Below are 15,340 nucleotides of genomic sequence, written 5' to 3'. Positions count from 1 at the left end.
CTCCCGAAGTAAGAGCCGAAAAATGGAAGTTGAGGTAGATACCGCCGTGTCCGAACCCGCCGCGCAAACCTGGACCCCGCAACACTGGCGCAATTTCGACGCAAAGCAGCAGCCGAACTATCGATCCGCCACCCAGGTGGAGGAAGTTACCCGGCAGTTGTCCGGCTATCCGCCGCTGGTCTTTGCCGCGGAGGCGCGCGAGCTGCGCCGGCAGCTGGCAGATGTGGCGGAAGGCAAGGCATTTCTGTTGCAGGGCGGCGATTGCGCCGAGTCCTTTGCCGATTTCAATGCCAACCGCATTCGCGACACCTTTAAGGTGCTACTGCAAATGGCAGTGGTGCTAACCTTTGCCGGCAACCTGCCGGTAGTGAAAGTGGCGCGTATGGCCGGGCAGTATGCCAAGCCGCGCTCTGCGGATACGGAAACCATCGGCGGCGTGGAACTGCCGAGCTACCGCGGCGATATCATCAACGGCATCGATTTTACCGCCGAGGCCCGGATACCGGACCCGCAGCGCATGCTCACTGCCTATAACCAGTCGGCAGCCACGCTGAATCTGCTGCGTGCCTTTGCCCAGGGCGGGCTCGCCGATCTGCACCAGGTGCACGGCTGGAACCTGAGCTTCCTGGAAAACAATCCCCAGCGGGAGAAATACGCGCAGTTGGCCGAGCGCCTGCAGGAAGCATTGGAGTTTATGGCGGTGTGCGGTGTCACTTCGACGAATACACCGGCGATACGCGAGACCGTTCTATATACATCCCACGAGGCCCTGTTGCTGGATTACGAGCAGGCGTTGACCCGCACCGACAGCCTGTCCGGCAAGTGGTATGACTGCTCTGCCCATATGCTGTGGATCGGCGAGCGCACCCGCCAGCTGGACGGTGCCCATGTGGAATTCCTGTCCGGCGTCTGCAACCCCATCGGCGTCAAAGTCGGCCCGAGCATGCAGCCGGACGAGCTGCTGCGGCTGATCGATAAACTGAACCCGCGCAACGAAGCCGGCCGCCTGACGCTGATAACACGCATGGGTGCCGATACTCTGGGCGAGAAATTGCCGGCACTGGTGCAGGCGGTGCAGAGGGAAGGGCGCTCGGTGGTGTGGAGTACCGATCCGATGCATGGCAACACGGTCAAGGCCAGCAGTGGCTACAAGACTCGCGATTTCGACAAGATTCTGCGCGAGATCCGCGATTTCTTCGCCGTGCACCGCGCCGAGGGCAGTCATCCCGGCGGCATTCACCTGGAAATGACCGGAGAGCATGTCACCGAGTGCACCGGCGGAGCCTGGAAGATTTCCGAGGCGGACCTGGCCAGTTGTTACCGCACCCAGTGCGATCCGCGCCTGAATGCGGACCAGGTTCTGGAGCTGGCATTCTGCGTGGCCGAGTGGCTGCGCGACGGCAGGGCTACCTGATCTAGGGTCAAGGCCGGGCAATCGCCCGGCCTTTTTGTATTACACAACCTCATCTCATCTATTCCTATTCCCAACACTGGGGGTGACCGTGTATCAGTTGTTTATTGCCAACAAGAACTATTCGTCCTGGTCCCTGCGCCCGTGGCTGCTGTTGTGTCAGTTGAAGATTCCTTTCAACGAGCAACTGGTGACCTTTGAAGAAGGGGGCAGTTGGGAGAAATTCCGCAGTTTTTCCCCGAACGGGCAGGTGCCCTGTCTGGTCGACGGCGATACCACCGTGTGGGACTCACTGGCAATCGTCGAATATGCCGCGGAGAGCTATCCGCAGGTGTGGCCCGGGGATAAGGGCGCACGCGCCTGGGCCCGCAGTGCCGCCGCGGAGATGCATTCCGGCTTTTCTGCGCTGCGGGATATCTGCACGATGAACTGCGGTGTAATAGTGCAATTGACGGAAATACCGGCCAGTCTGCAGAGGAATATCGACCGCTTCGAAGAGTTGTGGCTGGAAGGATTGCAACATTTTGGCGGTCCTTTCCTGGCCGGCGATGCGTTCACCGCCGTGGATGCTTTCTTTGCCCCGGTGGCCGTGCGGTCCAAAAATTACCAACTGCCGCTGAGTCCGACCGCGGCGGAGTACCGCGATCGAATACTCGATTTGCCGGCGATGCGGGAGTGGCTGGCTGCTGCGCTGAAGGAACCCTGGCGGGAGCCCGGACACGAAGAGGAGCTGCAGCGCGCCGGCACCATCGTCGAAGACCTGCGCCAGTAACTGGCTGTCGAACTGGGCCCGACAACTGGCGCGCACCGGGCCCGCCCAATACTAGCGAACTCTCTGTCCAGCTCCGCACCGGGCCGTGTTGTAACCGGCCCCGGTCCCCATCGCCGGTCACGGCGAGAGATCAACCATGCCGCTGAACAGCGCGACGCCGGTCGGGTTCAGGTACTTTATATTGATTAAAAGAATGCACTTAAAAAGTCGTTATCAAATAACCGATAATCCACCGCTAACTAACTTTCGTGCCCACCCCTTGGTTAACCAAAGCGGGGGGTTGGTCGTGAAAAAACGTCGATCCGTCGCCTGCGGCACCGCTGCTATGGCGTCGGGATTGGCAGCAGCGGGGTAACTGGGGTTAAACTCGGGCGTTTAATAGTTTCAAAAGAAAGTATCTGAGAGGAGATTGCCGATGCGTCAAACACTGATCGCGCTGTCCGTGGCAGCGGCCCTGGCGGCTGCCGCTGGCTGCAGCAAAGAGGCCGAGCAGGCCCAAGCCGCGAAGAACCCCGTCGAGGCTCAACCAGTTGCCGAGGCCGCCAGTGCGACGGTTGCCAGCAATATCCTCCTGGCGGAGTGGACCGGTCCCTACGGCGGCGTGCCGGCATTCGACAAGATGCGCGTCGAAGACCTGAAACCGGCCCTCGAAGCTGCGATGAGCAAGAACCTGGCCGAGATCGACGCGATTGCCGCTAACCCGGCGGCGCCCACCTTCGCCAACACCATCGAAGAGCTTGAGCGCAGCGGCAGTGATCTGAACCGCGTATTTGCCTATTACGGTATCTGGAGCGCGAATATGTCCTCGCCGGAATTCCGCGCGATCCAGCAGGAGATGGCGCCGAAGCTGGCGGACTTCCAGTCCAAGATTATCCAGAATGACAAGCTGTTCCAGCGCGTCAAGGCCGTCTACGAGCAGCGCGACACGTCTGACCTGAATGCGGAGCAGAAGCGTCTTGTGGAGCTGACTTACGACCAGTTTGCGATCAACGGCGCAACCCTGAAAGGTGAGGCCAAGGAGCGCTACGCGGCGATCAACCAGCGCTTGGCCGAGCTTTACACCAAATTCGCCAACAACGTGCTGGCGGACGAGGAGGGCTACGATATCTTCCTGCGCAGCGACCAGCTGAGCGGTCTGCCGGATTCCTTCGTGGCCGCGGCGGCTGCGCTGGCGGAAGAGAAGGGGCAGAAGGGCAACTACGCGATCACCAATACCCGCTCGTCCATGGACCCGTTCCTGACCTACTCCGATAACCGCGAGCTGCGCGAGCAGGTGTGGAAAAACTACTACAGCCGTGGCGACAACGGAGACGAGCACGACAACAACGCGATCATCGCCGAGATCCTGAAGCTGCGCGACGAGCGCGTCGGCCTGCTGGGCTTCGACAACTACGCCGAGTGGCGCCTGCAGGACCGCATGGCCAAGACACCGGAAAATGCCATGGCGCTGATGGAAGCCGTTTGGCCGGCGGCTGTTGCGCGCGTGAAAGAAGAAGTCGCAGATATGCAGGCGGTGGCGGATGCGGAGAAGGCCGGCATTACTATCGAGCCGTGGGACTACCGCTACTACGCGGAGAAAGTACGCAAGGCTAAGTACGACCTGAACTCCGACGAAGTGAAGCAGTACCTGCAGCTCGACAAGTTGCGCGAAGCGATGTTCTTCGTCGCCGGCGAGCTGTTCAATTTCACCTTTACGCCGGTGAAGGAGGGTTCGGTGCCGGTCTTCCACGAAGACGTGAAAGTCTGGGAAGTGAAGGACAAGACCAGCGGCGAGCACATCGGCTTGTGGTACCTGGATCCGTTCGCTCGCGCCGGCAAGCGTTCCGGTGCCTGGGCGACCATGTACCGCGATCACACTACCTTTGACGGCAAGAAGACGGTACTGGCCTCCAACAACTCCAACTTCATCAAGGGTGCGCCGGGCGAGCCGGTACTGGTGAGCTGGGACGATGCGGAAACCTTTTTCCACGAGTTCGGCCACGCGCTGCACTTCCTCGCCTCCAATGTGTCCTACCCGACACTCAATGGCGGTGTGCGCGACTACACCGAATTCCAGTCACAGCTGCTGGAGCGTTGGCTGTCGACGGATGAGGTAATCGACAACTACCTGGTGCACTACAAGACCGGCGAGCCGATTCCGGCGGAGCTGGTAGCCAAGATCAAGAAAGCGGCCACGTTCAACCAGGGCTTTGCCACCACCGAGTACCTGGCTTCCGCGCTGATCGATATGAAGCTGCACACTACCGATCCGAAAGGCATCGACCCGGATGCATTCGAGCGTGAAACGCTGGCGGAGCTGGGCATGCCGAAGGAGCTGGTAATGCGTCACCGCACGCCGCACTTCGGGCACGTCTTCTCCGGCGAGGGCTATGCCACCGGCTACTACGGTTACCTGTGGGCCGACGTGCTGACCTCCGACGCGGCGGAAGCGTTTGCTGAATCCGAGGGTGGCTTCTACGACGCAGAAGTGGCCGACAAGCTGGTGAAGCACCTGTTTGCGCCGCGCAATGCCGTAGATCCGGCAGATGCCTATCGCGCTTTCCGCGGCCGCGATGCCAAGATCGATGCACTGATGCGCGATCGCGGCTTCCCGGTGCCGGAAAAGAAAGCGACCACTGTCGCAGTCAAGGACTGATATGACGGCGGGTCCGCGGGCCCGTCTGATTAGGATCTGACTGAACAAAAAAAGCCGCAACAATCGTTGCGGCTTTTTTTATGGGCGATCGGTATCTCCGTTTCGCACGAAATGTTATTGCTTGCGCGTGAAAACCTTTTCTCCTTCCACCCAGGTTTCCAGTACCTGGGCTTTCCAGATTTCCTGCGGGTCTATCGTGAAAATATTGCGGTCGAGGAGGACGAAGTCGGCGAATTTGCCCGGTTCCAGACTGCCGATTACCTGCTCCTGATGGCTCGCGTAGGCGGCGTCCAGCGTGAAGGCGCGCAGGGCCTGTTCCAGGGTCATCGATTCGGCGGTGCGCCAGCCCTTGGTCGGGTTGCCCTCGCGATCCCGGCGGGTGACGGCCGCGTGAATACCAAACAGCGGGTTAGCGGGCTCCACCGGGAAGTCGGATCCGCCGGCGATGCGGGTGCCCTGTTTGAGAAATGTCTGCCAGGCATAGGCGCCGATCAGACGTTCCTCGCCGAGGCGATCTCCGGCCATGTTCTTGTCGCTGGTGGCGTGGGTCGGCTGCATGGAAGCGACCAGGTTCAGGCGCGGGAAGCGCGGGATGTCTGCCGGTGTCAGTACCTGGGCGTGTTCCACCCGGTGGCGGAAGGCGTTCTGGTCCCTGGCCTTGTCCAGGGTTTCCAGGTGGTTCAGCACAATATGATTGGCGCGGTCGCCAATCGCGTGCACATTCACCTGAAAGTCGTTGTCGGTGGCCAGTTTTAACAGTGACAGTATCCTGTCTTCCGGATACAACAGCAGTCCCTTTTCGCCGGGCCGGTCGTGATAGGGTTCCAGCAGTGCCGCTCCGCGGCTGCCGAGCGCGCCGTCGGCGGACAGCTTGATACTGCGCACATACAGCCGTTCCGTCGGGGCGCCAATATGACCCTGGCGCAACAGTTTTTCGAGATTGTCATTATCGACGGAAATCATCGGGTAGACGCGCAGCGGAATGGCATTTTCGCTGGCCAGTTGCCGATAGGCGCGCAGGGTCTGGTTGTCGATCCCTGCATCGTGTAATCCGGTAAGTCCCAGAGACAGCGCGAGATCGAAGGCGGTTTTCAGGGATTCCTTGTCCTGTGCCAGGCTCGGGGTCGGGATGGATTTCTCCAGCAGCGCCATGGCATTGTCGATCAGCACGCCGGTCGGCTGCCCATCCTCGCCACGAATAATTTCACCGCCGGCGGGTGACTGTGTCCCGGCATCGATGCCGGCGCGCTTGAGGGCGGCCGAATTTGCCCAGCCGGCGTGGCCGTCGATACGGCGCAGCCAGATTGGCTGATCGATATCCAGTGCATCCAGTTGCTGCCGGGTGGGAAATTCCTTGCCCTCCCAGAGTACCTGGTTCCAGCCGCGGCCAATCAGCCACTCGTCCGCCTGCAGGTCCTGCGCAAAGGCTTCGATGGCCCGCAGTGTCTGCGGGAAATCCAGTCCGCGCAGCTCCAGCTGCTGCTGCAGCCGGCCCAGGCCCAGCACGTGGCCGTGGGCATCGATCAGTCCCGGCAGCAACAGCTTGCCGCCGGCATCGATTTTCTTGGCCTGCGGGTACTTTTTACTCAGCGCAGCGTAATCGCCGGTGGCAAGCACCTTGCCCTGGTCGAATACCAGTGTGTTGAATTGCTCGAGAGACTGCTCGGTGGTCTGGTATCCGCTGAAGTTGTGGATCAGCGTCGTCGCCTGCAGGCTCCAGGGGGCGAGCGCGAGAGTCAGAAATGTGAGTATCGGAAAAAGGCGCATAGTTGTTAGCCTTGTTGGTGCGTCTGTGGAGAGGTGCTCTCGATGGTAACAGCGGATCGAAATGACTGCCAAATGGCCCGTTTGCTCGCCTTTCCGCCGCGGGGTTTACAATGAGAGGTAGCCGCCGTTTTGTCGCGGCGCATTCGGGCGAAGAGGGCAGGGAACATGGCGCGCTGGCTGATCATTGCCGGAATCATTCTGATCGCGGTGGGCGTACTGATGTACTTCGCGCCCTGGCTGTTCAACTGGTTTGGGCGCCTGCCCGGAGATATCCGCATCGAATCGGAACGCAGCCGTATTTACGTACCGATCGTGTCGATGATTATTCTGAGTATCGTGTTGAGTGTCATCGTCAGTTTCTTCCGCCGCTAAGGTCGGGGCGTCACCGGATGACAGGTGGAAATAACAAGGCAAACAAAAAGCCGCACTGTGTTGGCAGCGCGGCTTGGGTAAATCGGAAGTGCGGTAAATCGAAAGCGCAGTGAATCAAAGTTTTGCGCTGTGCTTACTTTTCCAGCAATTGGTCCAGCGGCAGCTCGGTGCGATAGCGCACCTGCTTCAGGGAGAAACTGCTTTTGATGTGGTCGATGCCCGGCAGCTCAGTCAGTTTCTTATCGAGAAATTCCTGGTAGGCCTGCAGGTTCGGTACTACCACGCGCAGCAGGTAGTCGAAGTCACCGGTCATCAGGTAGCATTCCATGACCTCCGGCCACTGGCCGATTACCGATTCGAAATCCTGCAGCTCCTTTTTTACCTGGTGGTTCAGCGTCACCTGGATAAACACACTGACCGGCAGGCCGACCTTCTCCGGCTCCAGCAGGGTCACTGCGCGCTTGATAAAGCCCTGTTCGTGCAGGTTCTTGACCCGTCGTGAGCAGGGGGAGGGGGACAGGCAGACTTTTTCCGCCAGTTCGATATTGGGGATGGTCGCATCCTGCTGCAATATCTCCAGGATCTTCTTGTCGATGGCGTCCAGAATATAAGCCATTGTGTTGTTCCGTCTCTCGTCATTAGCTGGGTGCACCAGGCTCGCCGATAACTATAGGCGCCCGTTTAGCGGGCCACCGGCGAGGGGGCGTTAGGGGGACCGGGGCGACATTCTCTCCATCGCTTGTATTCCCAAAACGGGTGCTATTTGAGTGATTTGTTGCTAGCACCAATCGGTCTTTAGCGACTTGTGCCCATATTATGCCGTATGGCGGGCTATTTTGGTATGACCTGCTTCGCTGGCCGGTGTTAATTTTATCGGCCAAAGCAATAACTATACGCAGGTGGTACCCATGGCGATGGTCGAAGGTGATCAGGAGCTGGGCTTCGATCGCGATTACTCCCTTAAGGCCGCATTTACCCGCGATGCCGGTCGGGTGTTTCTGACGGGCATTGATGCTCTGGTACGGCTGCCCATCATGCAGAAGCGCCTCGACGAACACGCCGGGCACAACACTGCCGGTTTCATTTCCGGCTACCGCGGCTCACCGCTGGGCGGCTACGACCAGGCCCTGTGGCGGCACAAGAAACTGCTCGCCGAACGGGATATCCACTTCGAGCCGGGTATCAATGAAGACCTGGGGGCGACCAATATCTGGGGCACCCAGCTGCTGGATCACTACCGCCAGCAGGCGACCCGTGACGGCGTCTTTTCTATCTGGTACGGCAAGGGCCACGGCGTGGATCGCAGTGCCGACGTCTTCCGCCAGGCCAATGTTCAGGGCACTTCCCGGCTCGGCGGCGTGCTGGCACTGTGCGGCGACGACCACACCGCCGAATCCTCGATGTTCTCCCACAACACCGACCAGATCTTCGAGTCGGTGATGATGCCGCTGCTGTTCCCGGCCACTATCGATGAATACCTGACGCTCGGCCTGGCCGGTATCGCCCTGTCGCGCTTCTCCGGGCTGTGGGTCGGTTTCAAGACGATTACCGAGACCGTCGAGGCGGGTGCCTCGATCGTCGTACCGGAGCTGCCGCAGTTTGTCGTGCCGGCAGATTTCCCGATTCCGACCCACGGTCTCAATTACGATCCCCACCTGAACTGGCCGGCCGAGCGCCTCGAATACGAGCGCCGCATGCTCGAGGAGCGCCTGCCGGCGGCCCAGGCCTTCGCCTATGCCAACAAGCTGGACAAAACTGTTGTCGCGGCAACCCAGAAGCGATTCGGTATCGTCACCGTGGGCAAGGCGCACGGCGACCTGCTAGAGGCGCTCGAACTGCTGCACCTATCTGAGCGGGATCTCGAGAATGCCGGTATCTCCATCTACAAGGTGGCGATGAGCTGGCCGCTGGAGCCGCGCGGCATGAGCGAATTTGCCGATGGCATGGAGCGCCTGCTGGTGGTCGAAGAGAAGCGCCCGCTGGTGGAAGATCAGCTGAAAAAGCTGCTCTACGGCTGGGCCGATAACAAGCGCCCCAAAGTGGTGGGCAAGAAGGACCTGAACGGCGACGACCTACTGCCGGCGATCTGGGGCTTCGGCCCGGATCAGGTAGCCAAGGCAATCGCCCGCTGGCTGGCCGATACCGAGCTGGCCGCCAGACTGAATCCGCTGGCGGAAAAGCTGGGGGCCAATATTCCGGCCAAGGCCAGCGGCCTGCTCGCGCGCGAACCGATTTTCTGTGCCGGTTGCCCACACAACACTTCCACCAAACTGCCCGAGGGCAGCCTCGGCAGTGCCGGCATCGGCTGCCACATCATGGCGCTGGGCAAGGGGCTGCGCACCGACACCTACTCCCATATGGGCGGCGAGGGCGCGCACTGGGTCGGGCTCCACCGCTTCTCCAATGCCGGTCATATTTTCCAGAATATGGGTGACGGCACCTATAACCACTCCGGCCTGCTGGCGATCCGCCAGGCGGTCGCGAGCAAGGTGAACATTACCTACAAGATACTGCTCAACGATGCCGTGGCGATGACCGGCGGCCAGCCCGCCGATGGCGAGGTGACCGCGCCGAGCCTGGCCGCGCAGCTGCTCGCCGAGGGCGTAGGCGAAGTGGTGCTGCTGAGCGAGAATCCCGACTACTGGCAGCAGCACCGCCGCGAGCTGCCGGCCGCCGTCGAGATACTGCCGCGCGCGGAACTCGATGCAGTACAGCGCCGCCTGCGGGAAACCGAAGGCGTTACGGCGATCATTTACGAGCAGGTCTGCGCGGCGGAGAAGCGCCGCCGCCGCAAAAAGAAGCAGATGATCGATCCGCCCACCCGCCTGCTGATCAACCACCGCGTCTGTGAAGGCTGCGGCGACTGCAGCGTGCAGTCGAGCTGTATCGCGGTGGAGCCGCTGGAAACCGAGTTTGGCCGCAAGCGCCAGGTGAACCAGTCCAGCTGTAACAAGGACATGCGCTGTGCCGAAGGCTTCTGCCCGAGCTTTGTCAGCGTCGAGGGCGGTGAACTGAAAAAGCCGCCGGTGAAAACTCTGGCGGATTCCCTCGATGTGGCGATCGCCGGCCTGCCGGCGGCGCCGATGGCGAGCCTCGATAAACCGCTCAGCATCCTTGTCGCCGGTATCGGCGGTAGCGGTGTACTGACGGTGGCGGCACTGCTGGGCATGGCGGCGCATCTGGAAGAGAAGGGCAGTACCACGCTGTACTTTACCGGGCTGTCACAGAAGAACGGTGCCGTGGTCGCGCACGTGAAGGTGGCCGCGCGTCCGGAAAATATCACCACCGCCCGTATCCGCGACGGTGCGGCGGAACTGCTGCTCGGTTGCGACATGGTCACGGCCGCGAGCCAGCGACCGAAATTTGCCGAAGGCGCGATGCGCGCAGTGGTCAACACCGCGGAGGTACCGGTGGCTGCCTTCGTACGCGACAATGAACTGGCGTTCCCGGCCGACGCGACCCAGCAGAGTATCGAGTCCCTGTGTGCCGAATACTTCGCCTTCGATGCGAGCAAATACGCCCAGGCGCTGTTCGGCGATACCGTCGCCAGTAACCTGATGATCATGGGCTATGCCTGCCAAAAAGGCCTGCTGCCGATCGGCGAGGCAGCGCTGGAGCGTGCCATCGAGCTGAATGGCGTTGCAGTGGAGAACAACCTGCGTGCCTTCCGCGCCGGCCGCCTGCTGGCAGTGAATCCGGAAGCCGTTGAACAGCTGGCTGTGCCGGCACAGCCGGTGAAACTGGTGCAGCCCGAGGAGACAGTCGAGCGATTGGTCGCGCGGCTGGCAGCGGAGCTGACCGAGTATCAGAGCGCCGCTTATGCCCGCCATTTCACCCGCACTATCGAGAGGCTACACGCGGCCGAAAAGGCACTGCCGCGCTACGAGGGTCGCCTGACCCGGGCCGCCGCCAACAGCCTGTACAAGGCGATGGCCTACAAGGACGAGTACGAGGTGGCGCGACTCTACAGTGGCGAGGACTTCCAGCGCCAGCTGCAGGAAACCTTTTCCGGCAACTTCAAGCTGAAATTCCATATGGCGCCGCCGCTGCTGGCGCGCCCGGACAGCAGTGGCCGTGTGCGCAAGATGCAGTTCGGCCCGTGGATGGGGCGGCTGATGCCGCTGCTCGCCAGGGGCAAGATACTGCGCGGCACCGTGCTGGATGTGTTCGGCTATACCCGCGAGCGACGCGCCGAGCGCAGCTGGGCGCGGCAGGTGGAGCGCGCCGTCAGTGCGGTTGCGACGCAGTTGAGCGCCGACAATCTGGCCGCTGCGCAGGAGCTGTTGGAGATTCCGCTGCAGGTGCGCGGTTACGGCCACGTGCGCGAACAGAAATTCGAGCAGGTGCACGGACGCTGGAATGAATTGCTGAACCTGTTTGTGCGCGACGACGGACAGGAGCCGGCGCTGGCGGCGCGTTAACCAGTGTTGCAGATCGCGGATGCGCTCGGCGCATCCGCGGCTGGCAAACCGCCCTCAACCGGGGCGGAAAGACAGGAATGGATTGATCAGCCAGCCCAGGGGGCCGGTGATCGTTACCGGCGCTTCCACCACCGAGAAACACAGACATTCCTGATCCTGGGTGGCGATCGGACGGTGGACTTCACCGGGCTCGCGCACCAGGAAATCTCCCTCCCCATAGACGCCGTCCTTATCGGAGAAACTGCCGTACAGCACCAGGGTGATCTCGCGGCCGCGATGGTCGTGCTCGGCCACCTTGCCGCCGCTGTGGATGCGGTGGAAGGCCACCTCGTACTGTTCCTGGCCGGTATACAGGCGCGACATCCGCAGCGCCGGTGAAACCCGCTTCCACTTCAGCGGTTCATTGCCGTCCACCAGTTTGCGAATGACCCGCGGCAGTTTGGCGAACAGCGGATCTGCATTCTTGGTCGATGCGCTTTTCGCGGCGACAGGTTCCTGGTCGGGACCTTGCTCGGCGGTTGCGATACGTCTCATCAGACGCTGCAGCGCATCTTCGGGCAGCGGCTGCGGTTCGGAGTCCTGCAGCAGAGAGCCGCCGACGCGGTTCATGGTCTGATACTGTGAGCGGCACTGCGGGCACAGCTGTACGTGGGCGGCGACCACCAGGCTCAGGGCCCAGGGCAGGCTGCCCGCGGCGTACTCCAACAGCAGATTGTGATCTGGGTGGTGGCGAATCATGCTGTAACTACCTGCTCAATATCGCTTGTAACTTCTTTAGTGCCAGCCGCACACGGGATTTGACCGTACCCAGTGGCAGCCCCAGTTCCGCGGAAATCTCACTGTGTGATTTGCCCTCCATGTAGGCTTTTTCCAGTACGTGGCTCTGTTCCGCCGGCAGGGCGCGCAGCCCCTCGGCAATATCCCGTTCGTTGCGCTTGTGCTGCAGAAACAGCAGTGGCTGGTTGTCCGCCGACTCATCCCAGATGTCGGCCACGTCGACACCGCCATCCTCATGCTGCCTGCGGCTGTTGCGGCGCAGCATGTCGATGCGGCAGTTGCGCATGATGGTGTAGATCCAGGTGCTCGCCGATGCCTTGCCGGCATCAAAGCTCGGTGCCTTGCGCCAGACCCGGAACATCACTTCCTGCACCAGTTCGTCTGCCGCTTCGGCGCTGAAGGCCTGGGTGCTGCGGCTGTGGTGGAAGCCCTTGATCAGCGGGGCGAAATGGTGGAACAGGCGCTCGAACGCCGCGCGGTCGCGCTCGGCGCCAACCAGCTTCAGCAGTTCGCTCCAGTCATCGTCGCGACTCTCGGGGGCCTGCACTCTGTCTCCGCCGCTGTTGATTTGGGTTATCTGCGCCATCTTAGCGATCTTTGCCTTGTTGTCGAACCCTTCTACGCTCGGGCAGCAGAAACGGATCTCTGCTGCGTGAAAAGGCTCAGCTGTCAGTCTGGGGCTGCGCGCTGATTCGGGTTCTTCAACGTTATGTGGGGGGAGTTAGTGGGGGGTGTTGCAGTGGCTGGGTTATGAGGAAGAAAAGTCAGTCGCCCTGAGACAGTAGGGCGTGATTAAGGCCTATGAAAGCAACAGAGCTTTGAGTAAGGATGCTCTACATGTAATATTACGGTAGCTAAAAAAATAATGAGGAGAGTAAAGTTGAAAAGCTACCTGCATAAACTCCGGTTCGCCTGCCTGGTGGCGGCGACCCTGTTCGTTGCTGCCTGCGGCCAGGAGTCGGGGCAAACTGCCGCCGATAAGCCGGTTCAGTCCCAGCAAGCACAGAAAATATCCGAATTCGGCCATTATGAGGGCTATTCCCAGGAACGCTTCGATGGCTGGGTGACGACTTCGACATACATCACAACCCGTGACGGAACGCGACTCGCTGCGGATATTTCCCGCCCTGCCAACAACGGTGTGGTGACTGATGAGGCTCTGCCGGTCCTATGGACCTATTCCCGTTACCACCGCCAGTGGGAAGATGGGGTTCCCAATATCGACGGCGAAGCTGCCTTGCAGCGCCTGGCGAAGCACGGCTATGTGATTGTCTGCGTCAATGTGCGCGGTGGCGGCGCTTCTTTTGGCCGCTACGAAGGCCTGTTCAGCGCGCCTGAGACGCGCGATGCTTACGACGTGATCGACTGGCTGTCCAAGCAGGAATTCAGTGATGGCAACGTGGGCATGTACGGCGTGTCTTATATGGGTATCACCCAGTACATGGCCGCCAGCACCAAGCATCCTGCTCTCAAAGCCATCACCCCTGAAAATGGCTACTTCGATTTCTACGATGCCATTCGCCGTGGCGGTATCCTGCGCGAAGATCAGGTGAAGAGCTGGGGCGAGGGCACGCAATACCTGGATAAAGTCCGCAAGCCCAAGCCCGTTGATACCGACGAGGGTGGCTACCTGGCTACGGCCGCCGTGAAGGAACACGAAACCAATTTTGATCCCATTTCTCCTCTGGGGTCAGCAAAATTCCGCGACTCAACAGCCCCTGAATTTGATTGGTTCAAGGATATGCCGTCCAGCGTGAATGCGGCCGTCAACGAGTCTGGTGTGCCCATCTATCACCTGGGTGCCTGGCACGATCCCTACACCACCGACACCCTGTTGCACTACTACAACTACCAGGGGCCGCAGAAGATGGCCTTCGGTCCCTGGTCTCATGTGGTGAATAACGATTTAGAAAAAGCAGAGTGGGATAAAGTCTACGGAACGGAAATGCTCCGCTGGTTTGACTTCTGGCTGAAGGGCATTCAGAACGGCGTAATGGACGAGCCTGAAATTCACGTCGCGGAAGTGGATACCATGCGTGAAAGCTGGCAGTGGATCCCGCTGCCAGGATTCCCGCAGGTCAACGACCGCGTCAGCCTCTACTTTGAAGCGACCAGCTCTGCAAACCCCGGGCACCTGCTGTCGACTCAGCTACCTGAAAAAGGCGCTGCTGAGTATCAGGTCAACCTGGATACCACCACCGGTACAGCGACGCGCTGGGATTCCAATTATGGTACACAGGTCAATTACCCGGACATGAGTGAAAATGATGACCGTTCTCTGACCTTCACCACGCCGCCGGTGGATAAGGATATGGTGATAGCCGGCGTACCCCTGGTGAAAATGTACCTGTCAGCCACTACCCCGGATGCGGATGTTTACGCCCTTCTGGAGGAGGTGGATGGTAACGGCCGCTCCCACTACATCACCGAAGGCAGCCTGAGGGTATCCCTACGCAAGGAAAGCCAAGCACCCTGGAATGCGCTGGGGATTCCCTGGCACCGCGCCTACCAGGAAGACCAGCAGATGCTGACGCCCGGAGAAGTGGTTGAAATCAACTTCGATATCATGCCCGTTGTCTACCGTATCAACAAAGGCAACCGTCTTCGCGTTGCGATCATGGGCGCGGATAAAGACAACATGGAAGCGCCACCATTCCCCGATGCACTGCTGTCTGTAAAAACCGGCGGTGAGCAGGCTTCACAGATCTCACTGCCTGTACTGGCACAGTAAGCCTGACGACTCACTTGTCCTGCTGACATCAGAGCCCGGTGCTTTGCGCCGGGCCTGCAACAACACTTCCTGCACCAGCTCTTCCGCCGCTTCGGCGCTGAAGGGTTGGATGCTGTCTGTGATGGCGACCATTGGTCGGCGGGGCAAGATGTTGGGAAAGGCCCTCCAATAACAGCCGATCACGCTGCGCGCCGACCACTTGTGGCCTTCCAATCCTGTCATCGCCGCCCCCAAAGTGCCGGCGACCTGTCTCTACTGCTGTTGAGTCGGATTATCTGCGCCGTTTCAGCGATCTTTCCCTCGTTTTCAAACCCTACTACTCTCGAGAAACCGAAACGGATTTCTGTCGCGGCAACAGAATCTGCTGCGGCCATAGGCCGCGCGGCAGGGCAGAGCTGTGATCCGTTCCGCCGGCGCTGGCGTATGAGTCAGCAGTTCGGTTCAACAGCGGAAA

At 60.5% G+C, this 15,340-nt stretch carries 10 protein-coding genes; 6 read left to right on the top strand and 4 right to left on the bottom strand.

All coding sequences use genetic code 11. The features are described 5' to 3' along the window. Positions 1-22 precede the first annotated feature (22 nt). From BLW36_RS03710 to BLW36_RS03700, 3 genes are all read left to right on the top strand, one after another. Positions 23-1,414 (top strand): class II 3-deoxy-7-phosphoheptulonate synthase, encoded by a 1,392-nt coding sequence (locus tag BLW36_RS03710; RefSeq protein WP_091385289.1) that lies wholly within the window; start codon positions 23-25, stop codon positions 1,412-1,414. 88 nt (positions 1,415-1,502) lie between these two features. Beyond that, entirely contained in the window at positions 1,503-2,183 is a 681-nt protein-coding gene (locus BLW36_RS03705) for a glutathione S-transferase family protein (protein ID WP_091386921.1), read from the top strand. Positions 2,184-2,598: 415 nt separating this feature from the next. Beyond that, the gene (locus BLW36_RS03700; protein ID WP_091385288.1) at positions 2,599-4,818 is read left to right on the top strand and encodes a M3 family metallopeptidase; all 2,220 of its coding nucleotides are present in this window, start codon (positions 2,599-2,601) and stop codon (positions 4,816-4,818) included. Positions 4,819-4,932: 114 nt separating this feature from the next. Here BLW36_RS03700 and BLW36_RS03695 read toward each other — a convergent pair whose 3' ends face one another. Next, positions 4,933-6,585: an amidohydrolase gene (locus BLW36_RS03695; RefSeq protein ID WP_091385286.1), complete on the bottom strand. Its 1,653-nt coding sequence runs from the start codon at positions 6,583-6,585 to the stop codon at positions 4,933-4,935. 165 nt (positions 6,586-6,750) lie between these two features. Here BLW36_RS03695 and BLW36_RS03690 point away from each other — a divergent pair, with 165 nt between their 5' ends. Next, entirely contained in the window at positions 6,751-6,957 is a 207-nt protein-coding gene (locus tag BLW36_RS03690) for a DUF2905 domain-containing protein (protein ID WP_091385284.1), read from the top strand. Between the two features lie 133 nt (positions 6,958-7,090). Here the strand turns inward: BLW36_RS03690 and BLW36_RS03685 are convergent, their stop codons facing one another. Continuing rightward, on the bottom strand, positions 7,091-7,573 hold the full coding sequence (locus tag BLW36_RS03685) for an Lrp/AsnC family transcriptional regulator (protein WP_091385282.1): 483 nt from the start codon (positions 7,571-7,573) through the stop codon (positions 7,091-7,093). A 292-nt stretch (positions 7,574-7,865) separates the two neighbouring features. On the opposite strand from BLW36_RS03685, the gene BLW36_RS03680 reads away from it, so the two are divergent. Beyond that, positions 7,866-11,378: an indolepyruvate ferredoxin oxidoreductase family protein gene (locus BLW36_RS03680; RefSeq protein ID WP_091385280.1), complete on the top strand. Its 3,513-nt coding sequence runs from the start codon at positions 7,866-7,868 to the stop codon at positions 11,376-11,378. A 54-nt stretch (positions 11,379-11,432) separates the two neighbouring features. Here the strand turns inward: BLW36_RS03680 and BLW36_RS03675 are convergent, their stop codons facing one another. Beyond that, on the bottom strand, positions 11,433-12,116 hold the full coding sequence (locus tag BLW36_RS03675) for a ChrR family anti-sigma-E factor (protein ID WP_091385278.1): 684 nt from the start codon (positions 12,114-12,116) through the stop codon (positions 11,433-11,435). Positions 12,117-12,123: 7 nt separating this feature from the next. Then, positions 12,124-12,741 (bottom strand): sigma-70 family RNA polymerase sigma factor, encoded by a 618-nt coding sequence (locus BLW36_RS03670; protein ID WP_091385276.1) that lies wholly within the window; start codon positions 12,739-12,741, stop codon positions 12,124-12,126. A 294-nt stretch (positions 12,742-13,035) separates the two neighbouring features. On the opposite strand from BLW36_RS03670, the gene BLW36_RS03665 reads away from it, so the two are divergent. Then, positions 13,036-14,886 carry a CocE/NonD family hydrolase gene (locus BLW36_RS03665; RefSeq protein ID WP_170833105.1) on the top strand — a complete coding sequence of 617 codons (1,851 nt, stop codon included), beginning with the start codon at positions 13,036-13,038 and terminating at the stop codon, positions 14,884-14,886. Positions 14,887-15,340: the final 454 nt, after the last annotated feature.

Source organism: Microbulbifer marinus, from assembly GCF_900107725.1.
Classification (GTDB): Bacteria; Pseudomonadota; Gammaproteobacteria; order Pseudomonadales; family Cellvibrionaceae; genus Microbulbifer; species Microbulbifer marinus.
The sequence above is the reverse complement of the archived record's forward strand: the minus strand, read 5'-3'. Positions and strand labels throughout refer to the sequence as shown.